Source organism: Enterobacter cloacae complex sp. P15RS (assembly GCF_014895905.1).
Classification (GTDB): Bacteria; Pseudomonadota; Gammaproteobacteria; order Enterobacterales; family Enterobacteriaceae; genus Enterobacter; species Enterobacter quasihormaechei.
In genome coordinates, this window is record NZ_JADBQL010000025.1 from 186,385 (window position 1) to 212,130 (window position 25,746).

Annotated in this window: 24 protein-coding genes and 1 other annotated feature; of the genes, 7 read left to right on the top strand and 17 right to left on the bottom strand. The window is 56.1% G+C overall.

Annotated features, from left to right (window positions below; translation table 11 throughout):
- Positions 1 to 51: 51 nt before the first annotated feature.
- The 3 genes from nhaA to dnaK all read right to left on the bottom strand — a co-directional run bounded on the left by nhaA (position 52) and on the right by dnaK (position 4,546).
- Positions 52 to 1,227 carry a Na+/H+ antiporter NhaA gene (gene nhaA / locus IM267_RS16230; protein ID WP_193033816.1) on the bottom strand — a complete coding sequence of 392 codons (1,176 nt, stop codon included), beginning with the start codon at positions 1,225 to 1,227 and terminating at the stop codon, positions 52 to 54.
- 172 nt (positions 1,228 to 1,399) lie between these two features.
- Positions 1,400 to 2,545 carry a molecular chaperone DnaJ gene (dnaJ, locus tag IM267_RS16235; protein WP_063450698.1) on the bottom strand — a complete coding sequence of 382 codons (1,146 nt, stop codon included), beginning with the start codon at positions 2,543 to 2,545 and terminating at the stop codon, positions 1,400 to 1,402.
- Between the two features lie 87 nt (positions 2,546 to 2,632).
- Positions 2,633 to 4,546 (bottom strand): molecular chaperone DnaK, encoded by a 1,914-nt coding sequence (gene dnaK / locus IM267_RS16240; protein ID WP_063450699.1) that lies wholly within the window; start codon positions 4,544 to 4,546, stop codon positions 2,633 to 2,635.
- 296 nt (positions 4,547 to 4,842) lie between these two features.
- Here dnaK and satP point away from each other — a divergent pair, with 296 nt between their 5' ends.
- Positions 4,843 to 5,409, top strand: a complete 567-nt coding sequence (satP, locus tag IM267_RS16245) for an acetate uptake transporter (protein WP_193033817.1) — start codon at positions 4,843 to 4,845, stop codon at positions 5,407 to 5,409.
- On the opposite strand, the gene IM267_RS16250 is transcribed toward satP, so the two are convergent.
- The 3 genes from IM267_RS16250 to tal form a co-directional block, all read right to left on the bottom strand.
- The gene (locus IM267_RS16250; RefSeq protein WP_193033818.1) at positions 5,386 to 6,708 is read right to left on the bottom strand and encodes an MFS transporter; all 1,323 of its coding nucleotides are present in this window, start codon (positions 6,706 to 6,708) and stop codon (positions 5,386 to 5,388) included. The two genes, satP and IM267_RS16250, sit on opposite strands and share 24 nt — an antisense overlap.
- 122 nt (positions 6,709 to 6,830) lie before the next feature.
- Entirely contained in the window at positions 6,831 to 7,418 is a 588-nt protein-coding gene (mog, locus tag IM267_RS16255; RefSeq protein WP_063867421.1) for a molybdopterin adenylyltransferase, read from the bottom strand.
- A 110-nt stretch (positions 7,419 to 7,528) separates the two neighbouring features.
- Positions 7,529 to 8,482 carry a transaldolase gene (gene tal, locus IM267_RS16260; protein ID WP_003856481.1) on the bottom strand — a complete coding sequence of 318 codons (954 nt, stop codon included), beginning with the start codon at positions 8,480 to 8,482 and terminating at the stop codon, positions 7,529 to 7,531.
- Positions 8,483 to 8,744: 262 nt separating this feature from the next.
- Here tal and IM267_RS16265 point away from each other — a divergent pair, with 262 nt between their 5' ends.
- On the top strand, positions 8,745 to 10,178 hold the full coding sequence (locus IM267_RS16265) for a sodium:alanine symporter family protein (protein WP_193033819.1): 1,434 nt from the start codon (positions 8,745 to 8,747) through the stop codon (positions 10,176 to 10,178).
- Positions 10,179 to 10,244: 66 nt separating this feature from the next.
- Positions 10,245 to 11,018 (top strand): peroxide stress protein YaaA, encoded by a 774-nt coding sequence (yaaA, locus tag IM267_RS16270; RefSeq protein WP_107534664.1) that lies wholly within the window; start codon positions 10,245 to 10,247, stop codon positions 11,016 to 11,018.
- A 31-nt stretch (positions 11,019 to 11,049) separates the two neighbouring features.
- Here the strand turns inward: yaaA and IM267_RS16275 are convergent, their stop codons facing one another.
- The 7 genes from IM267_RS16275 to yjjY all read right to left on the bottom strand — a co-directional run bounded on the left by IM267_RS16275 (position 11,050) and on the right by yjjY (position 17,874).
- Positions 11,050 to 11,337 carry a DUF2502 domain-containing protein gene (locus tag IM267_RS16275; protein WP_193033820.1) on the bottom strand — a complete coding sequence of 96 codons (288 nt, stop codon included), beginning with the start codon at positions 11,335 to 11,337 and terminating at the stop codon, positions 11,050 to 11,052.
- A 266-nt stretch (positions 11,338 to 11,603) separates the two neighbouring features.
- Positions 11,604 to 12,890: a threonine synthase gene (gene thrC, locus IM267_RS16280; protein WP_063450707.1), complete on the bottom strand. Its 1,287-nt coding sequence runs from the start codon at positions 12,888 to 12,890 to the stop codon at positions 11,604 to 11,606.
- A 3-nt stretch (positions 12,891 to 12,893) separates the two neighbouring features.
- Complete coding sequence (gene thrB, locus IM267_RS16285; RefSeq protein WP_193033821.1) at positions 12,894 to 13,823, bottom strand: homoserine kinase; 930 nt, start codon at positions 13,821 to 13,823, stop codon at positions 12,894 to 12,896.
- Position 13,824: 1 nt separating this feature from the next.
- The gene (thrA, locus tag IM267_RS16290; RefSeq protein ID WP_193033822.1) at positions 13,825 to 16,287 is read right to left on the bottom strand and encodes a bifunctional aspartate kinase/homoserine dehydrogenase I; all 2,463 of its coding nucleotides are present in this window, start codon (positions 16,285 to 16,287) and stop codon (positions 13,825 to 13,827) included.
- 24 nt (positions 16,288 to 16,311) lie between these two features.
- Positions 16,312 to 16,429, bottom strand: a sequence feature (Thr leader region).
- On the bottom strand, positions 16,368 to 16,436 hold the full coding sequence (gene thrL, locus IM267_RS16295) for a thr operon leader peptide (protein ID WP_072039575.1): 69 nt from the start codon (positions 16,434 to 16,436) through the stop codon (positions 16,368 to 16,370). It overlaps the preceding feature by 62 nt.
- Positions 16,437 to 16,647: 211 nt before the next feature.
- Entirely contained in the window at positions 16,648 to 17,334 is a 687-nt protein-coding gene (locus IM267_RS16300) for a tRNA/rRNA methyltransferase (protein ID WP_112792008.1), read from the bottom strand.
- A 399-nt stretch (positions 17,335 to 17,733) separates the two neighbouring features.
- Positions 17,734 to 17,874, bottom strand: a complete 141-nt coding sequence (gene yjjY, locus IM267_RS16305; protein WP_001541509.1) for a protein YjjY — start codon at positions 17,872 to 17,874, stop codon at positions 17,734 to 17,736.
- A gap of 95 nt (positions 17,875 to 17,969) precedes the next feature.
- Here yjjY and arcA point away from each other — a divergent pair, with 95 nt between their 5' ends.
- Positions 17,970 to 18,686 (top strand): two-component system response regulator ArcA, encoded by a 717-nt coding sequence (gene arcA, locus IM267_RS16310; protein ID WP_003856501.1) that lies wholly within the window; start codon positions 17,970 to 17,972, stop codon positions 18,684 to 18,686.
- A 49-nt stretch (positions 18,687 to 18,735) separates the two neighbouring features.
- Here the strand turns inward: arcA and creA are convergent, their stop codons facing one another.
- Positions 18,736 to 19,206 (bottom strand): protein CreA, encoded by a 471-nt coding sequence (gene creA / locus IM267_RS16315; protein ID WP_063450711.1) that lies wholly within the window; start codon positions 19,204 to 19,206, stop codon positions 18,736 to 18,738.
- A gap of 215 nt (positions 19,207 to 19,421) precedes the next feature.
- Between creA and robA the strand changes: the two genes are divergently transcribed.
- Entirely contained in the window at positions 19,422 to 20,291 is an 870-nt protein-coding gene (gene robA / locus IM267_RS16320) for an MDR efflux pump AcrAB transcriptional activator RobA (RefSeq protein ID WP_063450712.1), read from the top strand.
- Here the strand turns inward: robA and gpmB are convergent.
- Positions 20,288 to 20,935 (bottom strand): 2,3-diphosphoglycerate-dependent phosphoglycerate mutase GpmB, encoded by a 648-nt coding sequence (gene gpmB, locus IM267_RS16325; RefSeq protein WP_063867415.1) that lies wholly within the window; start codon positions 20,933 to 20,935, stop codon positions 20,288 to 20,290. The genes robA and gpmB overlap by 4 nt on opposite strands.
- A 47-nt stretch (positions 20,936 to 20,982) precedes the next feature.
- On the opposite strand from gpmB, the gene yjjX reads away from it, so the two are divergent.
- Entirely contained in the window at positions 20,983 to 21,498 is a 516-nt protein-coding gene (gene yjjX, locus IM267_RS16330) for an inosine/xanthosine triphosphatase (RefSeq protein ID WP_193033823.1), read from the top strand.
- 27 nt (positions 21,499 to 21,525) lie between these two features.
- Here the strand turns inward: yjjX and trpR are convergent, their stop codons facing one another.
- The gene (trpR, locus tag IM267_RS16335) at positions 21,526 to 21,855 is read right to left on the bottom strand and encodes a trp operon repressor (RefSeq protein ID WP_193033824.1); all 330 of its coding nucleotides are present in this window, start codon (positions 21,853 to 21,855) and stop codon (positions 21,526 to 21,528) included.
- 55 nt (positions 21,856 to 21,910) lie between these two features.
- Positions 21,911 to 23,848, bottom strand: a complete 1,938-nt coding sequence (sltY, locus tag IM267_RS16340; RefSeq protein WP_193033825.1) for a murein transglycosylase — start codon at positions 23,846 to 23,848, stop codon at positions 21,911 to 21,913.
- Positions 23,849 to 24,074: 226 nt separating this feature from the next.
- Here sltY and ettA point away from each other — a divergent pair, with 226 nt between their 5' ends.
- Entirely contained in the window at positions 24,075 to 25,742 is a 1,668-nt protein-coding gene (gene ettA / locus IM267_RS16345) for an energy-dependent translational throttle protein EttA (RefSeq protein WP_006810191.1), read from the top strand.
- Positions 25,743 to 25,746: the final 4 nt, after the last annotated feature.

A 25,746-nucleotide genomic window follows, 5' to 3' on the forward strand; every position in this document is an offset into this window, starting at 1 on the left:
TCACTCCCTGATAGTTTATCGGGAGAAGGCTTCCCTCCTCCCGGTTTCCCGTTATGCCTGGACAGCCTGTCCGGACAACTTCACCTTCAACAAGGTATAGCCGATAACCGCGGCCAGCAGCGACCCGATAAGAATGCCGAGTTTCGCCCAGACGATAAGCTCAGGCGCGCTTGCGCCAAACGCCAGCGTCGAGATAAAGATCGACATGGTGAATCCAATACCGCACAGCACCCCGACGGCCATAATCTGACTAAAGGTGGTCCCGTTTGGCAATGACGCCAGCTTAAGCTTCAGCGCCAGCCAGCAGAACAGGCTGATGCCCAGCGGCTTACCGATAAACAGACCGGCGATAATACCCAGCGGCAGCACGGAGGTGAGGCCGTCCAAAGTCACCCCTGCCAGGGAAACGCCCGCGTTGGCAAACGCAAACAGCGGCAGGATCATAAAGCCTACCCACGGGTGAAGCACGTGCTCTAACTGTCTGGCAGGCGATTTGCCGTCCTGCTCCTTCAGTGGGATGAAGAAACCAACGATGACGCCCGCCAGCGTGGCGTGCACGCCGGATTTCAGCACCGCCGTCCACAGCACCATTCCCACCAGGATATAAATGCTCGTGCGTCGGACGTTGAAGACGTTCAGCAACGCCAGCACCGCGATAGCCACGGCCGCCACGCTCAGCGACAGAACGGACAGATCGCTGGTGTAGAACAGCGCGATAATCACGATAGCGCCCAGGTCATCGATAATCGCCAGCGCCATCAGGAAAATTTTCAGTGCTACCGGGACGCGGCTACCGAGCAAGGCTAATACCCCGAGCGCAAACGCGATATCCGTTGCGGCCGGGATCGCCCAGCCGTCGCGCGCAACCGGATCCTGCCACGTGAACGCGAGGAAAAGCAGCGCCGGCACGATCATCCCGCCAATCGCCGCGATCGCAGGGAACGCCGCGCGCTGACGGCTGGCAAGCGAGCCGCTCACCAGCTCACGTTTGACCTCCAGGCCCACCAGCAGGAAAAATACCGCCATCAGCGCATCGTTGATCCACAGCAGCATGTTTTTGTTGATTTCCAGCGCCCCGACCTTCAGCTCGACGGGCGTTTCCAGAAATGCGTGATAGAGATCGCGCGTCATACCCATATTGGCGAGCAGCATGGCGGCCGCAGCAGCAATAATCAGGATGACGCCGCCGGATGCCTCACTGCTAAAGAAACGGTGTAGTAATTTCACGTTAATTCTCTCTTTTACAACAATACCTCGGTAAAACCATAATATCAGCGCAAACAGATCGGTAAAAACAGATTAATATTGGGTATGGATTCAGTTTAACCGAGCAATAACGCTGTAAAGAAAAAGCCCGGAATCGCTTCCGGGCTTTAAAGGATAGTAACCAGCTGACGGGTTAGCGGGTTAAATCATCGAAGAATTTTTTGACGCCATCGAAGAAGCTTTTGGAGCGCGGGCTATTTTTCTCACCCGTCGGGCCGCCAAAACTTTCCTGAAGCTCTTTCAGCAGCTGTTTCTGCTTGTCGTTCAGGCCAACTGGCGTTTCGACTACCACGCGGCATAGCAGGTCGCCCTGCGCGCCACCGCGAACGGATTTAACGCCTTTGCCGCGCATGCGGAACAGCTTGCCGGTCTGTGTTTCGCCCGGCACCTTCAGGTTCACGCGACCGTCCAGCGTCGGCACTTCGATTTCGCCGCCCAGCGCCGCCATCGCGAAGTTGATCGGCACTTCGCAGTACAGGTTGTTGCCTTCACGCTCGAAAATGGCGTGCTGCTTCACCTGAACCTGAACGTACAGATCGCCTGCCGGTGCGCCGTGCTCGCCCGCTTCGCCTTCGCCTGCCAGACGGATGCGGTCGCCCGTATCGACGCCTGCCGGGATCTTAACGGACAGGGTTTTGGTTTTCTCAACGCGACCGTGGCCGTGACACTTGTTGCACGGATCTTTGATCAGCGTACCGCGACCGTGACAGTGCGGACACGCCTGCTGCACCGCGAAGAAGCCCTGGCGCATCTGCACCTGACCGGAACCGTGACAGGTTGGACAGGTTTGTGGCTGAGTCCCCGCTTTCGCGCCGCTGCCGTGGCAAACGTCACACTCTTCCAGCGTCGGAATACGGATTTCTTTGGTGACGCCGCGAACCGCTTCCTCCAGCGTCAGCTCCATGTTGTAGCGCAGGTCTGCGCCGCGCGCCGCGCGCTGGCGACCACGACCGCCGCCGAAGATATCGCCGAATACATCACCAAAGATATCGCTGAAATCAGCGCCGCCGCCGAAGCCGCCGCCACCAAATCCACCGCCGCCCATGCCGCCCTGTTCAAAGGCCGCGTGACCATACTGGTCATAAGCCGCGCGTTTTTGCGCGTCGGTCAGGACTTCGTAGGCTTCTTTAATCTCTTTAAATTTGGCTTCAGCCTCTTTATCACCCTGATTGCGGTCTGGATGATATTTCATGGCCAGGCGCTTATACGCCTTTTTGATTTCACGCTCTTCCGCAGTTTTCGGAACGCCTAAAATCTCGTAATAGTCTTGCTTTGCCATTGGTTTTTTTAAGCCCCTTAACATGCGAGCACGGGCGTGGAGAATTCTCCTACGCCCGTGCCGATTAATTACCCTGCATCAGGGCGATTATTTTTTATCTTTCACTTCTTCGAACTCAGCGTCGACAACGTCGTCGTCTTTCGCGTTGTTCGCCGAAGCATCAGCGCCCGCCTGCTGCTGTGCGTGCTGCTGCTGAGCGATTTCCATCAGTTTCTGAGAAACCTGTGCCAGCTCCTGCATCTTCGCTTCGATGTCCGCTTTGTCTTCGCCTTTCAGAGACGTTTCCAGCGCGCTCAGTGCAGTTTCGATCGCAGTTTTGTCTTCCGCTGGCAGTTTATCGCCCGCTTCTTCAACCTGCTTACGGGTGCTGTGCAGCAGATGGTCACCCTGGTTACGGGTCTGAACCAGCTCTTCGAACTTACGGTCGGATTCCGCGTTAGCTTCGGCATCACGAACCATTTTTTCGATTTCCGCTTCGTTCAGGCCAGAAGATGCCTTGATGGTGATCTTCTGCTCTTTACCGCTGTTTTTGTCTTTCGCAGACACGTGCAGGATACCGTCAGCATCAATGTCGAAGGTGACTTCGATCTGTGGCATACCGCGTGGCGCCGGGCTGATACCGTCCAGGTTGAACTGACCCAGAGATTTGTTATCTGCCGCACGCTTACGCTCACCCTGAATCACATGGATGGTTACCGCAGACTGGTTGTCTTCAGCGGTAGAGAACACCTGGCTGTGTTTCGTCGGGATAGTGGTGTTTTTGTTGATGAGCGGAGTCATCACGCCACCCATGGTTTCGATACCCAGAGACAGCGGGGTAACGTCCAGCAGCAGTACGTCTTTCACTTCACCGGTCAATACACCACCCTGAACCGCAGCACCGATAGCTACCGCTTCGTCCGGGTTCACGTCTTTACGTGGCTCTTTACCAAAGAATTCAGCCACTTTCTTCTGAACCATTGGCATACGGGTCTGACCACCTACCAGGATAACGTCCTGAATGTCAGACACGGACAGGCCAGCGTCCTGCAATGCAACTTTCAGTGGCTCGATAGAACGGTTCACCAGGTCTTCTACCAGGCTTTCCAGTTTCGCACGGGTCACTTTGATGTTCATGTGTTTAGGACCGGTCGCGTCTGCGGTGATGTACGGCAGGTTCACGTCGGTCTGCTGAGCGGAAGACAGTTCGATCTTCGCTTTCTCAGCGGCTTCTTTCAGGCGCTGCATCGCCAGCGGGTCGTTACGCAGGTCAATGCCCTGATCTTTCTTGAACTCGTCAACGAGGTAGTTGATCAGACGGGTATCGAAGTCTTCACCACCCAGGTGGGTATCACCGTTGGTTGCCAGAACTTCGAAGGTTTTTTCGCCGTCAACGTCGTCGATTTCGATAATAGAGATATCGAAAGTACCACCACCCAGGTCGTACACCGCGATAGTACGGTTGCCGACTTCTTTATCCAGACCGTAAGCCAGTGCCGCTGCGGTTGGTTCGTTGATGATACGTTTTACTTCCAGACCTGCGATACGGCCAGCATCTTTGGTTGCCTGACGCTGAGCATCGTTGAAGTAAGCAGGTACGGTGATAACAGCTTCAGTTACCGGTTCGCCCAGGTAATCTTCAGCGGTTTTCTTCATTTTCTTCAGCACTTCAGCAGAGATCTGCGGAGGTGCAGTTTTGGTGCCTTTCACATCAAGCCATGCATCGCCGTTATCGGCTGCGATGATTTTGTAAGGCATGATGGAAACGTCACGCTGAACTTCTTCGTCCTGGAAGCGGCGGCCAATCAGGCGTTTGATCGCAAACAGGGTGTTTTGCGGGTTTGTCACTGCCTGACGTTTAGCCGGCTGACCAACCAGAGTTTCACCATCCTGGGTATAAGCAATGATAGAAGGCGTGGTGCGATCGCCCTCGGCGTTCTCCAGCACGCGTGCAGTAGTGCCATCCATAATCGCTACACAAGAGTTGGTAGTACCCAGGTCGATACCAATAATTTTACCCATCTAAACGTCTCCACTAAAAATTCAGTCAACATGTGGTTGTGTACCTGTAATAAGGGCAGAACGTGCTTTTTCAACTGCCCAGATTTGATTTTTTTCAGGTCCACACACTGCGGTTGCTTACAAGATGGGGTCGCAACGTCATCCATCAAGGGGGAGACATAAAAAAATTTTTAATTTCACCCTGATGAGATCATAGACGGCGCCGATGCCGCCCATTATGATGCCGCGCCCTGTCAGGTAGAACTGACGCGGGTTTAACCATTTCACCATTTTAATGATGATTTTTTTGAGGACTTATGGGCAACACTAAGTTGGCTAATCCGGCTCCGCTGGGCCTGATGGGTTTTGGCATGACCACCATTCTGCTGAACCTGCACAATATCGGGATGTTCCCGATGGACGGCGTAATCCTGGCGATGGGCATTTTTTACGGCGGTATCGCGCAAATCTTCGCGGGCCTGCTGGAATATAAGAAAGGCAATACCTTCGGCTTAACCGCTTTTACCTCTTACGGTTCGTTCTGGCTGACGCTGGTCGCGATTCTGCTGATGCCTAAAATGGGCCTGGCGGATGCGGCAAACGCCCACTTCCTGGGCGTATACCTGGGACTGTGGGGCGTCTTCACTCTGTTCATGTTCTTCGGCACCCTGAAGGCGAACCGCGCACTGCAATTCGTCTTCCTGAGCCTGACCGTGCTGTTCGCCCTGCTGGCAATGGGTCACCTGGCGGATAACGAAGGCATCGTTCACATTGCCGGCTGGGTCGGTCTGGTGTGCGGCGCAAGCGCTATCTACCTGGCAATGGGTGAAGTGCTGAACGAACAGTTCGGCCGCACCGTATTACCGATTGGTGAAAAACACTGATCCCTCTGTCGTGCCCGCATCGCGGGCACGATAACCCCCAGACTGACGAAGCCATATCCCCAATACCAGCCCCATCAGCGATAACGCCAGCACATACCACGCTGGTGCGAGCGGCGACACGCCCATCAACACCGTAACCACTATTGGCGTTAGCCCGCCGAAAATGGCATACGAGACGTTATAAGAGAACGAGATCCCGGTGAAGCGTACCTCCGGCGGGAAGGCCCGGACCATCACGTACGGTACGGCGCCAACGACCCCCACGCACAGCCCAACGATGCCGTACAGCAGGAACAGCTGTTCAGGATGGGTGCCCGCCAGATGATAAAAAGCCCAGCTCGACGCGGCCAGCAGCAGACTGCCGACGATAAAGGTCACGCTGGCACCAAAACGATCCGCCGCCAGCCCGGCGGCCAGACAGCCAAAGCAGAGCATAATCGTCGCGATGCTGTTTGCCTGCAACGTTACCTCAGGCGCAAAACCGTACTGCTTTTGCAGCCAGACCGGCGACATCAAAATGACCACCACGATACCCGCAGACAGCAGCCAGGTGAGCAGCATCGACACCACCACCGCTTTTTTATGCCGCCCCACCACCGTTTTTACCGGCAGTTCTTGTGCCAGCGTCTTCCGCTGCTGCATTTCCAGAAATATTGGCGTCTCCTGCAACCAGCGACGCAGGTACATCGCCACCAGCCCGAACGCTCCCCCCAGCAGGAAAGGAATACGCCAGCCCCAGTCGTAAACGGCCTGCTGCGTCATGCTGGTATTGATGAGGGTTGCCACCACGGAGCCAAGCAGAATGCCAACCGTTAGCCCGGCCGTCAGCGTTCCGCACGCAATGCCGATACGGCGCGCCGGGACGTGCTCGGCGACAAACACCCACGCGCCCGGCACTTCTCCACCAATGGCCGCGCCCTGGAGCACGCGCATCAGCAGCAGCAATAACGGAGCGATAATGCCCATCGACGCATAGGTCGGCAAGAGGCCAATGGCCAGCGTCGGCACGGCCATCAGCAGGATACTGAGGGTAAACATCTTCTTGCGCCCGACCAGATCGCCAAAGTGCGCCATGACGATGCCGCCCAGCGGACGCGCCAGATACCCGGCAGCAAAAATGCCGAAGGTTTGCACCTGGCGCAGCCATTCCGGAATATCCGCCGGGAAGAACAGCGCACCCACGACGGCGGCGAAGAAGACGAAGATGATGAAGTCGTAAAACTCCAGCGCGCCGCCTAAGGCAGCGAGCGTGAGGGTTTTGTAGTCCTGTCGATTCAGAGGTCGGGCGTTATGTGACATAGCGAACCATTGTGCGTGTGTTGTGGATTTATTTTTACAGCAATCGTAAAGAAAAAATTACTATATCGTAAATCCATTTACACGCTACTGCCGCTGGCGCGAATGTCACATTTTAATCAACTTCAGGAGATTGTCTCGCGGCGGGCGCTTTTCGGACGAAATGCTGCTACCACGTTGTCGTCAGTTTCAACGTACGGCCCGTCAAGCAGTTGTATACAATACGGTACACTTGCAAAGATACCGTGGACGATGACGCTACCATCCTCGGCCTTTAAGCCTTCCAGCGTCTCTTTGATCGACTTCGGCTGCCCCGGCAGGTTCAGGATCAGCGCCTGTTTGCGGATCACCCCGACCTGACGGGAAAGAATGGCCGTCGGAACAAAGTGTAGACTGATCTGGCGCATCTGTTCACCGAAGCCCGGCATTTCCCGATCGGCGATAGCCAGCGTCGCGTCAGGCGTCACGTCGCGGCGCGCGGGGCCGGTTCCGCCCGTCGTCAGCACCAGGTGGCAGCTCATCTCATCCACCAGCTCGCACAGGGTCTGCTCGATGATCGGCTGCTCGTCCGGGATCAGGCGAGTCTGGATCTCAAACGGGGTAGTCAGCGCGCTGCCCAGCCATTCTTCCAGAGCAGGGATGCCTTTATCCTGATAAACACCGCTGGAGGCGCGGTCAGAAATCGACACTAAGCCGATGCGTAAGGTATTCATATCCATTCCATTCAAAAAGTACTGATTATTGGGAATGATACACGCAGAGAGAAAATTCAGACAGAGGCGGGGGAAAGACGCGTGACCGGGAGCCCGGTCACGCAGAATGATTACAGCAGGTCGCCGATCATTTTTTCCAGTTTTTCCTGGTCGATAGCAAACTTACGGATACCGTCCGCCAGCTTGTCTACTGCCATTGGATCCTGGTTATGCTGCCACAGGAACTCGGATTCCGTGATACGCTCCGGGCGCGCTTTCACTTCACCGGTGTAAGACAGTTTACGCTCGATAGCGCCTTCGCTTTCTGCCAGCTCTTTCAGCAGCGCAGGGGCGATGGTCAGGCGGTCACAGCCGGCCAGCTCGATAATTTCACCGACGTTACGGAAGCTTGCGCCCATCACAACGGTCTCATAGCCGTGCTGTTTGTAGTATTCGTAGATTTCCGTCACGGAAATCACGCCTGGATCTTCAGACGCCGCGTACTCTTTCTTGTCGGTGTTGGCTTTGTACCAGTCCAGAATACGGCCCACGAACGGAGAAATCAGGTATACGCCAGCTTCGGCACAGGCACGCGCCTGCGCGAAGGAGAACAGCAGAGTCAGGTTACAGTTGATCCCTTCTTTTTCCAGCTGCTCGGCGGCGCGAATGCCCTGCCAGGTAGAGGCCAGTTTGATCAGGATACGGTCGTTGCTGATGCCCGCATCGTTATACAGTTTGATCAGGCGTTTTGCTTTGGCGATAGACGCTTCGGTGTCGTAGGACAGGCGAGCATCAACTTCAGTTGAGATACGGCCAGGAACCAGTTTCAGAATTTCCAGACCGATGTTCACCGCCAGTTTGTCGGTAGCATCCACAACCTGCTGCGCGCGGTCATTGCTCTGCGCTTTCGCCCAGGTCACCGCTTCGTCGATCAGTTTGCGATACTCAGGGATCTGCGCAGCGTTAAGGATCAGAGAAGGGTTGGTTGTAGCATCCTGCGGCTGGTACAGCTTCATTGCCGCAATATCTCCGGTGTCAGCGACGACAGTGGTGAACTGACGAAGGGAGGTCAATTTATCCGTCATGATAGTGTTTCTCTTTTAACGTTCCCTGGATAATTCACACTACCGACAGCCTGCCAGCAGCGGAAAAATGACAGGTTTACTTGTTAGGGGGATGTAACCGGTCTGCCCTGATGATAACACGAGTGAGAGGCAGCGCAACCGCAGACAGTGCGCTTAGGCAGAGTATGATAAACTCATAATATTAACAGGCTGCTAAGTAACAGCATGCACAATCAGTGGTAGCGCTTACATATTCACGTTGGCATCAACAAGAGGGACGTTAGTGCCTGATTTCTTTTTCTTTATCAACGAAGTCCTCTGGGGTTCGATCATGATTTACCTGCTTTCAGGGGCAGGTATCTGGTTTACGTGGCGCAGCGGGCTGATTCAGTTTCGCTATATCCGCAAATTTGGCAGAAGTCTGAAAAACAGCGTCACCCCGCAGCCGGGCGGTTTGACCTCGTTTCAGGCGCTCTGTACCAGCCTCGCCGCACGCATCGGCAGCGGTAACCTGGCCGGTGTTGCGCTGGCGATCGGCGCGGGCGGTCCGGGCGCGGTGTTCTGGATGTGGGTGACGGCGATTATCGGCATGGCCACCGCCTTTGCCGAGTGCTCGCTGGCCCAACTCTACAAAGAAAAAGACAGCAAAGGCCAGTTTCGCGGCGGACCTGCCTGGTATATGGCTCGCGGGCTGGGAATGCGCTGGATGGGCGTTCTGTTCTCGATCTTTTTGCTGGTGGCGTATGGCCTGATTTTCAATACCGTTCAGGCAAATTCCGTCGCCCACGCGCTGCGCTTTGCCTTCAATTGTCCGGAGTGGCTGACGGGCGGCGCGCTTGCCCTTCTCACCCTGCTGACCATTGTGACCGGTCTTAAAGGGGTAGCCCGCCTGATGCAGTGGCTGGTTCCCCTGATGGCGCTGCTGTGGGTGTCCACCAGCCTGTTGGTATGCGCGATACATATCGACGAGGTGCCGAACGTCATCGCCACCATTTTCAAAAGCGCGTTTGGCTGGCGCGAAGCGGCGTCCGGCGCTCTGGGTTACACCGTTAGCCAGGCCCTCACTGCCGGGTTTCAGCGGGGGATGTTCTCCAACGAAGCGGGAATGGGCTCCACGCCAAATGCCGCCGCCGCGGCCGCATCCTGGCCCCCGCATCCCGCCGCGCAGGGCATTGTGCAGATGATTGGCGTCTTCACGGACACCATTGTTATCTGCTCCGCCAGTGCGATGATAATGCTGCTGGCCGGCGCCGTTGAACATCCATCCGGCAGTACGGCAGGCATTCATTGGGTACAACAGGCGCTGGTCTCACTCGTTGGCGGCTGGGGCGCCGGTCTTGTCGCCCTTGTCGTGGGGCTTTTTGCCTTCAGCTCCATTGCGGTGAACTATATCTATGCCGAAAACAACCTTGTCTTCCTGAACGTCGATTCGCGTCTGGCGCGCAACGTCCTTCGCGCGGCTGTGCTGGGGATGGTGTTCGTCGGCTCCCTGCTCAGCATGCCGCTGGTCTGGCAAATAGCGGACGTCATTATGGCGCTGATGGCCATCACTAACCTGACGGCCATTTTGCTGCTTTCACCGGTTGTGGCGCTGATCGCGCGGGATTATCTGCGTCAGCGCAAGCTTGGCGTGCCGCCCGTCTTTGACGCCACACGCTATCCCGAAATCGAGTCACAAATTGCCCCTGGCACCTGGGATGATTTGCCGCGGCAATAACAGCTATCGATCAAATCAGGGCGATTTTTTGTTAAAGTCGCTCTAAATTTCCTGCAAGGACTGGATATGCTAATTCTGATTTCACCTGCAAAAACGCTCGACTACCAGAGCCCGCTCGCCACTGAGCGTTATACCCAGCCGGAACTGCTGGACTACTCGCAACAGCTGATCCACGAGGCGCGTAAACTGTCGGCTCCGCAGATCGCCTCGCTGATGAGCATCAGCGATAAACTCGCCGACCTGAACGCCATCCGTTTTCACGAGTGGCAGCCTGACTTCACGCCCGACAACGCGCGCCAGGCGCTGCTGGCCTTTAAAGGTGACGTCTACACTGGCCTGCAAGCAGAAACGTTTAGCGAAGCCGACTTCGATTTTGCCCAGCAGCATCTGCGCATGCTGTCCGGCCTGTATGGCGTACTGCGCCCGCTGGATCTGATGCAGCCGTATCGTCTGGAGATGGGTATTCGCCTGGAAAACGCCAAAGGCAAAGATCTGTACCACTTCTGGGGCGATGTGATCACCGACAAGCTTAACGCGGCGCTGCAAGCCCAGGGAGATAACGTGGTGATCAACCTGGCCTCCGACGAGTACTTCAAATCGGTGAAGCCGAAAAAGCTGAATGCGGATATTATCAAGCCGGTGTTCCTCGACGAGAAGAACGGCAAATTTAAAGTGATCAGCTTCTACGCCAAAAAAGCGCGCGGTCTGATGAGCCGCTTCATCATTCAAAACCGCCTGACAAAGCCGGAGCAGCTCACCGCTTTTAACAGCGAAGGGTATTTCTTCGACGAGGCATCGTCAGGCAAAAACGAGCTGGTGTTTAAGCGTCACGAGCAATAAAAGACAACCCCGCCAGCTGGCGGGGTTTGTGTTAATGGTGTTTCCTGTCCGGGCCCGGACGATGATCGTCATGACGGTGGCGATCGTGACGATCGCGATGTTTATCGTGCGGACGCCAGTGGTTGTCGCGCCAGTCATAGTGCGCTTTCCACCAGTCATGGTCGCGCCAGCGGCCGCCATCCCAGTAGTGTCCCTTATTATCCCGATCGCCAATTTGCAGCTTTACCGCAGGCACGAGGGTGATCTCAGCGGCCTGCACCGCCATGGGAGCGACCAGCATCAGTGAGAGCGCGATGAGTGCAGGTTTCAGGGTAGACATAGGTGACTCCTTATTCTTCTTGCCCAGCGTGGGCCGATGTAAGGAGAGTACGTGATGGGAACGGCGGATGTTATTCTCTGCAATCCTAAACGCTAAGTGGCCGCATTTATTGGGAATTTCTGCTTTTTTCCTGCTGTTTTTCTCCTTAATTTCTCCATAAAAAAGCCGGGTGGCGGCTGCGCCTTACCCGGCCTACGATTGGGTTCGTTGGGGTCGTTATGGATCTTGTAGGCCCGGTAAGGCGTAGCCGCCACCGGGCAAGAGAATCACGCTCGGGTCATCATCAGCTTACGCAGTGCCGCAAAATCTGCCGGCAGCTCATGGGACAGCAGCGGCAGATCGGCGCGCTCGGCCAGCTCTTTTGGCAGCGGCAGCGTTTCACCCAGGATCGCTTCCACGCTCTCCTTAAACTTCGCCGGATGAGCGGTTCCGAGGAACAGGCCATACTCGCCCGGCTGAAGCGCGTCGCGCAGCGCACGGTAAGCAATCGCCGCGTGCGGCTCAGAGGTATAGCCCACGGCTTTCAGCTCACGCATGGTCGCTTTGGTGGTTTCATCCGTCACCGCAGCGTAGCCGAGGTCGCCCAGACGCCAGACCTTACGGCGGAACAGCTCTTCTACACGCGGCCAGTTGTTAGGCTGTGACACATCCATCGCATTGGAGAGCGTGGCCTGCGTCGCGTTCGGCGCCCATTTCCCGTCTTTCAGGTAGCGTGGTACGGTGTCGTTGGCGTTAGTGGCGGCAATAAAGCGCTTCACCGGCAGACCGAGTGATTTCGCCAGCAGGCCCGCCGTCAGGTCGCCGAAGTTGCCGCTTGGCACGGAAACCACCAGCTGATTGCGCGCGTCCTGCGGCAGCTGCGCCACCGCTTCGAAGTAGTAGCAGATCTGCGCCAGCAGACGGCTGATGTTGATCGAGTTGGCGGAGTTCAGGCCCAGCGCCACTTTCAGCTCTTCGTCGTCGAAGGCCTGCTTCACCAGCGCCTGACAGGCATCGAAATCGCCGTCGATCGCCACGGTTTCAATGTTGCCCCCAAGGGTGCAGAACAGTTTTTCCTGAAGCGGACTGATTTTGCCCTTCGGATAGAGGATCACCACGCGGACGTTTTTCAGGCCGTAGAACGCATGGGCCACCGCCGCACCGGTATCGCCGGAGGTCGCGGTCAGAATCGTCACCGGTTTGTCGCCGCTGATGTGGGTAAGCATCTGCGCCATAAAGCGGCCGCCGAAGTCTTTAAACGCCAGCGTCGGGCCGTGGAACAGCTCCAGACAGCCGACGTCCGGCTCAACCTGCTGAACCGGAGCCGGGAAAGCAAACGCCGCACGCACGCGCTCTTCCAGCAGCTCCTGCGGGATTTCATCGCCAATAAACGCAGACAGAATTTTGGTGCTGCGGGTGACAAAGTCCTGCTTCAGCAGCTCATCGATTTCGGTCAGCTGGAATTCCGGCAGGTCGTGCGGGAAGAACAGCCCCTGATTTTTGCCCAGCCCCTGCGTGACCGCCTGCGCGAAGCTGACCTGCTCGTTATGATCTTTAAGGTTGTAGAGTTTCATTCGTTATCCCAGTACTCGTGCGCCAGCCGTGTCCAGACGGCAAATATGAACAAAGCCTTCCTGATTTTGCAGGTAGTGTTTAGAGAGCCAGTCCGCCACGCGCTGCGCGGTGTCTGGTTTGTCGCACAGGGCGAACAGCGTCGGGCCGGAGCCGGAGATGCCGCATGCCTGCGCGCCGATATCCATTGAAGCCTGTCGCGCCTCGTTAAAGCCGGGCAGCAGCTTCGTACGGTACGGCTCGGCAATCACGTCTTTCATCAGCTTCGCCGCCAGCTGCGGCTGGCGGGTGTAGCAGGCGTGAATAAAGCCCGCCAGGTGACGCCCGTGAGCGATACAGTCCTGACGACGATACTGCGCCGGCAGGATCGCGCGCGCTTCCGCAGTCGAGACCTTAATGCCAGGATAGGCCAGCACCCACAGCCACTCGTCAAACCCGGGCACCTGCTGGCTGATGATGCCATTTTCTTCAATCATCAGCTGCATGCCGCCGAGGAAGCACGGTGCGACGTTATCATAGTGAATACTGCCGGAGATGCGCCCTTCCAGCTCGCCCATCAGCGCCAGCAGACGGCTGTTGTTCAGCGGCTTGCCGCAGTGCTCGTTCATCGCCACCAGCGCGGCGACTACCGAACACGCGCTGGAGCCCAGTCCCGAGCCAATCGGCATGCTTTTTTCCAGCGTCATGGCGACCGGCACGTTTTTGCCGATCTCCTGACAGAAGCGTTCCCAGCACTGATAAACAATATTCTCGCGTGGTTCAGGCGGCAGCTTGCTGGCGAAACGGCCCACGTTAGTCAGGCTGAAGCGCTCTGCCGCCTCAACCGTTACCGTATCGCCCAGCAGCGAACCGTCCACCGGCGTCACCGCCGCACCCAGCACGTCAAATCCGACGCTCATATTGGCGCTGGAAGCCGGGGCATATACTTTAACCATCTTAAACTCCTAACTTCCATGACAGGGTACGCAGCAGATCGGCAAACACGCCCGCCGCCGTCACATCATTCCCTGCGCCATAGCCGCGAAGCACCAGCGGCAGTGGCTGATAATAGTGGCTGTAGAACGCCAGGGCATTCTCGCCGTTTTTCACCTTGTACAGCGGATCGTTGCCATCCACTTCGGCAATCTTCACCCGGCAGACGCCATCCTCTTCAATGTTGCCAACATAGCGCAATACCTTACCTTCATCACGGGCTTTCGCCACGCGTGCGGCAAAGGCATCGTCAAGCTGAGGTAAATTCGCCATAAAGGCGCTGACGTCGCCGCTGTCATCAAATTCTGCTGGCAGCACCGGCTCAATCACAATATCCGAAAGCTCCAGCTCGCGGCCCGTTTCGCGCACCAGGATCAGCAGCTTGCGCGCCACGTCCATCCCGGAGAGATCGTCGCGCGGATCCGGCTCGGTGTAGCCCAGCTCGCGCGCGGCACGGGTGGCTTCCGAGAGGCTCATCCCTTCATCCAGCTTGCCGAAGATAAACGACAGGGAGCCGGAGAGGATGCCGGAGAAGCGCTGCAATTCGTCGCCCGCGTTCAGCAGGTTTTGCAGGTTCTCGATGACCGGCAGGCCCGCGCCCACGTTAGTGTCGTACAGGAACTTGCGGCGCGACTTGCTCGCCGCCAGACGCAGCTGGTGATAGTAATCCATCGACGAGGTGTTGGCCTTTTTGTTCGGCGTCACCACGTGGAAACCTTCGCGCAGGAAGTCCGCGTACTGGTCGGCCACGGCCTGGTTCGAGGTACAGTCGACGATCACCGGGTTGAGCAGATGATACTCTTTCACCAGGCGGATCAGGCGGCCCAGGTTGAACGGCTCTTTCGCCTCTTCCAGCTCCGCCTGCCAGTTTTCCAGGTTCAGACCGTGGACGTTAGTGAGCAGCGCTTTCGAATTCGCAATTCCGCAGACGCGCAGATCGATGTGCTTTTTCTTAAGCCACTCCTGCTGGCGCTTCACCTGCTCCAGCAGCGCACCGCCGACGCCGCCGACGCCAATCAGGAACAGCTCGATGACCTGATCGGTGTTGAACAGCATCTGGTGAACCACGCGCACGCCGGTGGTCGCATCGTCGTTATCGACTACAACTGAAATTGAACGCTCGGACGAGCCCTGCGCAATCGCCACGATGTTGATATTGGCACGCGCCAGCGCGGCAAAGAATTTGGCAGAGATACCACGCAGGGTGCGCATGCCGTCGCCAACGACGGAGATCACCGCCAGACGCTCCTGAATAGAGAGCGGCTCCAGCAGCTCCTCTTTCAGCTCCAGATAGAACTCTTCTTCCAGCGCACGCCGGGCGCGCAGGCAATCGCCCTGCGGTACGCAGAAGCTGATGCTGTATTCGGAAGAGGACTGGGTGATCAGCACCACCGAGATCCCGTTGCGGGACATGGCGGCAAACACGCGTGCAGCCATGCCGACCATCCCCTTCATACCCGGGCCGGAGACGCTGAACATCGCCATGTTATTCAGGTTTGAAATGCCTTTCACCGGCAGGTCATCTTCATTCGCGCTGGCGCCAATCAGCGTGCCCGGCGCTTGCGGGTTACCGGTGTTTTTAATCAGGCATGGGATCTGGAACTGGGCAATCGGGGAGATGGTACGCGGGTGAAGTACTTTGGCGCCGAAGTAGGAAAGCTCCATCGCTTCCTGATACGACATGGACTTCAGCAGCCTGGCGTCCGGCACCTGGCGCGGATCGCAGGTATAAACGCCGTCGACGTCAGTCCAGATCTCACAGCAGTCTGCACGCAGGCACGCGGCCAGCACGGCGGCGGAGTAATCAGAGCCGTTACGGCCCAGCACGACTAATTCGCCCTTCTCGTTCCCGGCGGTAAAGCCCGCCATCAGGATCATATGGTCAGAAGGGATTTTGCTCGCAGCGATACGGCGGGTTGATTCGGCAATATCAACGGTGGATTCGAGGTAGTGGCCCACCGCCAGCAGTTTTTCAACCGGGTCGATGACCGTCACGCGGTGACCGCGCGCTTCCAGCACGCCCGCCATGATGGCGATGGAGAGTTTTTCACCCCGGCAAATCAGCGCCGCGTTGATGCTGTCCGGGCACTGACCCAGCAGGCTGATACCGTGAAGGACTTGTTTAATCTGGGCAAATTCGAGTTCAACGGTGGTTTTCAGCTGCGCCAGCGGGAACCCCGGCTGGACATCTGCCAGCCCCTGAAGCAGCTCGGTGAAGATACGCTCAGCGTCGCTGATGTTCGGAAGTGCATCCTGACCACCAATGGTTTTTTCAATCATCGCCACCAGGTGGTTCGTGATTTTGGCCGGGGCAGAGAGCACGGTGGCAACCTGCCCCTGCCTGGCGTTGCTTTCCAGGATATCGGCAACGCGCAGAAAACGCTCCGCATTTGCCACTGACGTACCGCCGAACTTCAACACTCGCATGGTTCTACCTCATTTCCTTTAGCCGAAAAAAAAGCCCGCACTGTTCAGGTGCGGGCTTTTTTCTGTTTTTCCTGTACGCGTCAGCCCGCATCGTTACCTGTGGTAATGATGGTGGTTGTAGTAATGGTGGTGATGCTGATGCGTTTCATGGATGTTGTGTACTCTGTCATTATTATCTGTCTGTGCTCTATTCTTTTAGGGTTAAAGGATCGGGCACCTTAAGTCAATGAATTTTTACTTTGATCACACTTCGGGACATTCTCACGTCCCGCTGCGAGCAGATTTATTTTCATCCGAATACCCCATATGCAACCCCATTTATCAGCAAGATCGGCCATATTAAAAACTTATAACAGCATTTTACTCGGCTAATTTTTTTTCAATATCATGGAGCAATCGGTGCAGCATTGCCGTGTCGCGCTGTTCCAGACGCCCCAAGCGCTGCTGCAACCAGTCCACCATTTTCCGATCGTCAGCCACGCCCAGCTGCATAAGCAGTTTGTCAGCGCGAACGCGCAGGGCCGCCAGCTGGTTTTCATCCGTTGCTGTCACCGGTGGCTGAGAAATTTGTATTAAGGATGCTAATTGATAGCAGTAAACCATCACCGCCTGGCCCAGGTTAAGTGACGGATAATCCGCCACCATCGGCGCGCCCGTCAGCACGTCAGCCAGCTCCAGCTCTTCATTCGTCAGCCCCGAATCTTCGCGCCCAAACACCAGCGCGGCTTTCTCCAGCCACTGGCTTTTTTCTTCCAGCATGGGCACCAGTTCAGCAGGCGTGGCGTAATAGTGAAACTTCGCCCGGCTGCGCGCGGTGGTCGCGACGGTAAAGGAAATATCGTGCAGGGCGTCAGCGAGCGTCGCGTAAGTGGTTATATTATCGAGAATATCACCCGAACCGTGCGCCACCCACCGTGCGGCAGGCTCCAGATGCGCCGTGCTGTCTACAATACGCAAATCGGTAAAACCCATGGTCTTCATGGCACGCGCCGCAGCGCCAATATTTTCAGCTCTTGCTGGTGCCACCAGCACAATCGACAGATGCATTTATGCTCTCTTTTTAATCAGTTAGCAGGTAAAAATGTGATTCACTTCAACATATTACGCAGCACGAATTTACAATTTTGCAACACAAATCACCGAAATAGCGTTTCATAACAATTAAAAAAAGCTAAACTATTTTGTGACTGAACAATCAGTTAGAATGTTAACAGAAGTCTATTATCCTTATGTTTTGTAATGATAATGACCATATGAATACTCTTTTCTGATTGGATTCGTATCGTTTATCAATCAATGTCCGCAACTAGTTGGTTTATTGAAAAATTGTGACAAAGGCTAGCATTCAGCTACGATGATTTCATCAAACTGTTAACGTGCTACAATTGAACTTGATATATGTCAACGAAGCGTAGTTTTATTGGGTGTCCGGTGTCACTTAGCCTGTTATGTTGCTGTTAAAATGGTTAGGATGACAGCCGTTTTTGACACTGTCGGGTCCAGAGGGAAAGTACCCACGACCAAGCTAATGATGTTGTTGACGTTGATGGAAAGTGCATCAAGAACGCAATTACGTACTTTAGTCACGTTAGGCCGATCATGTTAATTTGCGACATGCATCAGGCAGGTCAGGGACTTTTGTACTTCCTGTTTCGATTTAGTTGGCAATTTAGGTAGCAAACATGCAGACCCCGCACATTCTTATCGTTGAAGACGAGTTGGTAACACGCAACACGTTAAAGAGCATTTTCGAAGCAGAAGGCTACGATGTCTTTGAAGCGACCGATGGCGCAGAGATGCATCAGATCCTTTCTGAAAATGATATCAACCTGGTGATTATGGATATCAACCTGCCGGGCAAAAACGGCCTTCTTCTGGCGCGCGAGTTGCGTGAACAGGCGAACGTCGCGTTGATGTTCCTGACAGGCCGTGACAACGAGGTTGATAAAATTCTTGGTCTGGAAATCGGCGCGGACGACTACATCACCAAGCCGTTTAACCCACGCGAGTTAACCATTCGTGCACGCAACCTGCTGTCCCGCACCATGAATCTGGGTACGGTCAGTGAAGAGCGTCGTAGCGTCGACAGCTACAAATTCAACGGCTGGGAACTTGATATCAATAGCCGTTCGCTGATTAGCCCGAACGGTGAGCAGTATAAACTGCCGCGCAGTGAATTCCGCGCGATGCTGCACTTCTGCGAAAACCCGGGCAAGATCCAGTCCCGTGCAGAACTGCTGAAGAAAATGACCGGTCGTGAGTTGAAGCCACACGATCGTACCGTTGACGTTACCATCCGTCGTATTCGTAAACATTTCGAATCTACGCCTGATACGCCGGAAATCATCGCCACCATCCATGGTGAAGGCTATCGTTTCTGCGGTGACCTACAGGAATAATCCGTCACGTCACGCAGTAAAAAACGGCGCATTTGCGCCGTTTTTTTTATCAATGCCACGGCATAATGGGCACCGCGCTGATCGCGTTTTTCGGTGAGCCTTCCACGACTTTGTCGGAATAAGCCAGATAAGCTAACGTGTTGCGTTTCGCATCGTAGAAACGCACCACCTGTAGCTTTTTGAACACCAGCGAGGTCCGTTTCTGGAATACGACGTCGCCCTGCGCTTTGCCGTTTTTGATTTTGTCGCTCAATTCAACCGGGCCGACCTGCTGGCAGGAAATGGCCGCGTCAGACGTATCCTCAGCCAGCCCCAGCCCGCCTTTAATCCCGCCCGTCTTTGCCCGGCTGACATAGCAGGTGACGTTTTTAACATCCGGATCGTCAAAGGCCTCCACCACAATTTTGTGGTCCGGCCCAAACATTTTGAACACGGTATCCACAGAGCCCACCTGTTCAGCCTGCGCTGCGCTTCCCGCCATGAGTACCAACGCCGTAAAGAGTAAAGCCTTGTATTTCATATTGTTACCATTCATAAAAAATTACGCTGAGCGATTATTCAACACGTTAGCTAAAAATGTAGCAAGATCACAGGATTAGAATATATCCGCACATAAACCCCTACAAAAAGCATTTATGCGCAAAAAAAACACTGAATGCTAAAACGTCAAAAAATGCTATTATCCGCTAACCTGTAAACAGGCACCTGCGGCAGTTTTAAGGATGAGGATAGTATATGGATCAGGCTGGAATTATTCGCGACCTGCTCACCTGGCTGGAAGGTCATCTCGACCAGCCATTGTCACTGGATAATGTGGCGGCAAAAGCAGGCTATTCCAAGTGGCATCTGCAAAGGATGTTCAAGGATGTCACCGGTCATGCTATCGGTGCCTATATTCGTGCACGTCGGTTATCAAAGTCTGCTGTTGCGTTGCGCCTGACCGCGCGACCCATCCTCGATATTGCCCTGCAATATCGCTTCGATTCACAGCAAACCTTTACCCGCGCCTTTAAGAAACAGTTCTCGTTAACGCCTGCGCTTTATCGCCGCTCGCCTGACTGGAGCTCCTTTGGTATGCGTCCGCCGCTGCGTCTGGGCGAATTTGCGATGCCAAAATATGAAATCATCACCCTGCCGGAAACGCACCTGGTCGGCACCACCCAGAGCTACTCCTGTTCCCTGGAGCAGATCTCCGAGTTCCGCCATCAGATGCGCGTTCAGTTCTGGCGCGAATTTTTAAGCCACGCGCCGGCGATCCCGCCGATTCTGTATGGCCTGAACGAAACGCATCCAAGCCAGGAAAAAGACGACGAGCAGGAGGTGTTTTATACCACGGCGCTCACGCCTGACATGGCGAACGGGTACATTCATGGCTCGCAGCCTGTCGTGCTGGAAGGCGGCGAATATGTAATGTTCTCATACGAAGGGTTAGGAACGGGCGTTCAGGAGTTCATCCTGACCGTTTACGGGACCTGCATGCCGATGCTGAATCTGAATCGCCGTAAAGGTCAGGACATTGAGCGCTACTATCCGGCACAGGATGCTAAACCGGAAGAAGGCCCTATCAATCTGCGTATGGAATTCCTGATTCCGGTACGTCGTTAACGCTGTAATTCGTCCAGTGCAGGGGCATCAAGATGCGAAATGTCCCCTGCCGTTTCAACCACCCACCCCGATGCCAGCCAGGCGCTTTCCTGATAGTCGATACGGGAAATGGAACAGTTGCGCAGACGCAAACGGCGCTCGGCGTAAGCCGGCAGACCCAGAATGGTGCTCACCAGGCAACCCAGCGCGATACCGTGGCTCACCAGCAGCGGACGGCTACCAGCCGGAAGCTTCAGGCACTCGGCCAGCGCGGCATGCATACGCACGCTCAGCTCCTGCATGGATTCCCCCTCCGGGATGCGACCATCTTCGGTACCGTTCACCAGCATGCGACGCCAGCCTTCTTCGGTTTCCGTCAGCGTATCGATAGGACGTTTTTCCAGCACGCCCATATCCAGCTCGCGCAGGCGCGGTTCGAGGGTGACGTCACAGCCACAGGCATCGGCGATGATGCGTGCCGTCTGCTGCGTGCGGCCTAAATCACTGGAGATAACGTGAGTGATGCCCAGCGTTCTGGCGCGCTCCGCCACCTGCCACGCTTGTTGCACACCCTTGTCGGTGAGAGGACTGTCTGACTGGCCTTGAATACGTCGCTCGGCGTTCCACTGCGTTTCACCGTGGCGAACAAGGTATACCTGTAACATGCTTTTTTTCCGTTATACTGCGATGAATTTTTTAATCGAGCTTAATTATGCACCATGTTGTCTCTGCTACCACCAATCCTGCCAAAATTCAGGCAATTCTAAGGGCATTTGAAGAGATCTTCGGCGAAGGATCCTGCCATATGGACGCCGTCGGCGTCGAGAGTGGCGTGCCGGAACAGCCGTTTGGCAGCGAGGAAACGCGCGCTGGCGCACGAAATCGCGTGGCGAATGCAAAAGCCGCCGCACCCGACGCTGACTTCTGGGTCGCGATTGAAGCGGGCATCGACGGAGGGGCAACCTTTAGCTGGGTTGTCATCGAAAGCCGCGAGCAGCGCGGCGAAGCGCGTTCAGCCACCCTGCCGCTGCCGGAGGTCATTCTGGAAAAAGTCCGCGCAGGTGAAGCGCTCGGGCCGGTGATGTCACAGTACACCGGCATTGATGAAATTGGGCGTAAAGAAGGGGCGATTGGCGTCTTTACCGCCGGCAAGCTCACCCGTTCGAGCGTTTATCACCAGGCGGTGATCCTGGCGCTGAGCCCGTTTCATAACGCGATTTATCGTTAAGTTTGTAGGCCGGATAAGGCGAAGCCGTCATCCGGCGTTTTTCAGCAATGCCGCTTCCAGCCACTGGCGCAGCTCAACCGGCGCAGACTTCAGGCTGTTCGATCCACGGGTGATCGTCGCGATGCCCGCGCCCAGCTCGTTTTTCAACTCGCGCTGGCTCATCTCACCGCGTAATAGCTCTTCAATAATCCGCACGCGCGTGCCCAGCGCCTCACGCTCGTCCGGCGTAAGCATCAGCTGCATGAGGGGTAGGTGCAAATCCTGCTCGTAAGACTGTCGAAGCAGCTCCACAAAACGAAGCCACTCCTGATGACGCTGTTCGGCCATGGCCGAGGAATACGGGGAATGCTGGGTCATGTTATGCTGCCTCTTGTACTCATTAACGAGTACAGCATAACACAACCCACGCCGATCAGTAACGTCTCTGCCACTCGGCATCGCTCATCAGGGCATCTTTCTCCCCCATGAAGTGCCGATAGTAGGCGTCATACGCCAGCACGTTCTTCACGTATCCGCGCGTTTCCGAGAACGGAATGCTTTCAACGAACGCCACGGCGTCGAGTCGCCCTGCGCTGTTGCCGAGCCACGTCCGCACGCGCCCAGGCCCTGCGTTGTACGCCGCTGACGCGAAGATGCGGTTATTACCGAACTGCTGATAGACATACTGCAAGTAGCTGGTACCGATATTGATGTTGGTATCCGGATCCAGCAGCTGGGACGGGCTGCTGTATCCCGGGATATTAAACATCTTCACCGTGTGCGTCGCGGTGCCCGGCATAATCTGCATCAGGCCGCTGGCCCCCACCGGAGAACGCACTTTCGGGTTCCAGGCGCTCTCCTGGCGCGCGATCGCCATTGCGTAGCTCTGCGGGATATCTTTGTCGCGGGTGTAGCGCTCAAAGAGATCGTTGTACGCCAGCGGGAAACGCTCCTCGAGATGATCCCACAGCTTGCCGGCGATCGTCGCCTGTACGCTCAGATCCCACCAGCGATTATCAAACGCGTAGCGGGCAAGCTGCGCCTTCTCATCGACGGTACGGCTGGTCACCAGATTGGCCCACTCGCTGCGCGCGGTATTATCCAGATTCCAGTACATCAGCTCGCGCACGCGGGCCATTTCTGGCCCCTGGGTCAGCGCCGGGTTCGCGTTGGCGGGCGCTTTGTCGATTTTAAGCGTGTACTCCTCACCCAGACGCTGTGCCGCCGCCATTGGGTAGAAGCCGCGCTGCTGCATCAGGGAGTGGAGGATCGCTTTGGCTTCGTCTTCACGGCCACGCTCCAGCAGCAGGTCCGCCTGCCAGTAACGCCACTCATCTTTCTCTTTGGCATCCATCGGCAGACGCGCCAGCCAGGTATTGAGGCCGCGGCGGTCGCCCGTGCCCAGCGCCATGCGCACGCGGCGCTCGACAAGCGAGGTCGAGTTTGAGCGCATGATCGCATCGTCACGCCAGCGCGCCTGTTCGTCGGTGACATCCGTGCCCATCAGTCGCCACGCTACAATGTCGCGCAGCTCCTGGGTTTGATCGTCATTAAGCTGCTGAGCCTGCACCAGCTGCGGGATCATCAGCCGCGCGTTTTCCACATCGTCACGCGCCACGCTGGCAAAGGCTACCGCCGCCATTTGACGGGTAAAATCGGTCGCGCCGGTGGTACGCGCAAACGTCAGCACGGTGTTGGGATCGTTTGCCAGACCGATAACGGCAGACGCAATGGTCTGATAATCCGCTGGCATCTGGCCCGCCAGCACGTTGACCAGTCGGGTGTTTCCGGCCTTCATTGCCAGGCGAATACGTTCCAGGTAAGCGAGCGGATCCTGCTTGCCCGAGGCGCGCCAGGCGCTGAAAAGCGGGTCACAGGCGTTTGGCTGGCTTTTGCCCGTCAACCACAGATCTTTCGCCCCGGCCCAGGCTTCCTCCTGCTGACCGGTCGCCCATTTCGCATAATAGTAATTACACTGCGCTTCCGTCGCACCCGGTTTATCCGGGCTGAAGGCCAGCAGGCCGCGCCAGTCTTCACGACGGGCCAGCTCGTTCACGAACCGGGATTTCAGGGTGCGCGCAGGCGGCAGGGTCGGGTTCGCCTGAATGAAGTTATTCACGGTGACGGTCGGTTGATTCATGAGATCGTCCGTGATCTGGCGATACTCAAGGTACGGATACAGCGGATAATCCTTCAGCGTCGGCATCAGCGCCTGCACGGTATCCATCTGCTTGTTGTCCCATGCCTGTTTAATCTGGGCATAGCGGTTACGTTGTTCATCCAGTGAATCGGCATGCACCGCCTGGCTTACCGCCATTACGCATACGCTGGCAGCCAGCAGACGCCAGACCACCCGTTTGGCTTTTTCCACAAGCTCTTCCTCATTGTTTTTCGTTAGTTGCAGCGTCTTGCCACGTCAAAGTTACCTCAACTTATGCTAACCAGGCATCCCACAACGCGCCACGTCGTGGACACTTTTTTACCTTTCTTGCGCGTTTTAACACTCCCGACGTTCCTGGCTGGGATTAGGGCGTGAAAAAGGCTACACTTCGAGGCTGAAATTCATTCTCATCACGATAAAAGAGGCGAAGTCCAACGTGGCTCAATTCGTTTATACCATGCATCGTGTCGGCAAAGTTGTCCCGCCGAAACGTCATATTCTTAAAAATATCTCGCTGAGCTTCTTCCCGGGCGCAAAAATTGGTGTTCTGGGTCTCAACGGTGCCGGTAAGTCCACCCTGCTGCGCATCATGGCCGGCATCGATACAGACATCGAAGGTGAAGCCCGTCCGCAGCCTGGCATCAAGATCGGCTACCTGCCACAGGAACCTCAGCTGAACCCGGAGCACACCGTGCGTGAATCCGTTGAAGAAGCGGTGTCCGAGGTGGTTAACGCGCTGAAAGGTCTGGATGAAGTGTATGCCAAATACGCCGAGCCGGATGCGGACTTCGACAAACTGGCCGCTCAGCAGGGCAAATATGAAGAGATTATCCAGGCGCACGACGGTCACAACCTGAACGTGCAGCTGGAGCGCGCGGCGGATGCCCTTCGTCTGCCGGACTGGGATGCGAAAATCGCGAATCTCTCCGGTGGTGAACGCCGCCGCGTGGCGCTGTGCCGCCTGCTGCTGGAAAAACCAGACATGCTGCTGCTCGACGAACCAACCAACCACCTGGATGCGGAATCCGTGGCCTGGCTGGAGCGCTTCCTGCACGACTTCGAAGGTACTGTGGTGGCCATTACCCACGACCGTTACTTCCTCGACAACGTGGCAGGCTGGATCCTGGAGCTGGACCGCGGTGAAGGGATTCCGTGGGAAGGCAACTACTCCTCCTGGCTGGAGCAGAAAGATCAGCGTCTGGCGCAGGAAGCTTCTCAGGAAGCGGCGCGCCGTAAGTCTATTGAGAAAGAGCTGGAGTGGGTTCGTCAGGGCGCGAAAGGCCGTCAGTCCAAGGGCAAAGCCCGTCTGGCGCGCTTCGAAGAGCTGAACAACACCGAATACCAGAAGCGTAACGAAACCAACGAACTGTTTATCCCGCCTGGAGCACGTCTGGGGGATAAAGTGGTTGAAGTGACCAACCTGCGTAAGTCATACGGCGACCGCCTGCTGATCGACGATCTGACCTTCTCCGTACCGAAAGGTGCGATTGTGGGCATTATCGGTCCGAACGGCGCGGGTAAATCGACCCTGTTCCGCATGATGTCCGGTCAGGAGCAGCCTGACAGCGGCTCTATCACCCTCGGTGAGACCGTGAAGCTGGCGTCCGTGGACCAGTTCCGCGACGCGATGGACAACAGCAAAACCGTGTGGGAAGAAGTGTCCGGCGGGCTGGATATCATGCGTATCGGCAATACCGAGATGCCAAGCCGCGCCTATGTTGGCCGCTTTAACTTCAAGGGCACCGACCAGGGCAAACGCGTGGGCGAGCTGTCCGGCGGTGAGCGTGGTCGTCTGCACCTGGCGAAACTGCTTCAGGTTGGCGGCAACGTTCTGCTGCTCGATGAACCGACCAACGACCTGGACATCGAAACCCTGCGCGCGCTGGAAAACGCCCTGCTGGAGTTCCCGGGCTGCGCCATGGTTATCTCGCACGACCGCTGGTTCCTGGACCGTATCGCGACCCACATCCTGGACTACCAGGACGAAGGTAAAGTGGAGTTCTTCGAAGGTAACTTCACCGAATACGAAGAGTACAAGAAACGCACGCTGGGCGCTGACGCGCTGGAGCCGAAGCGTATTAAGTACAAGCGTATTGCTAAGTAAGTGC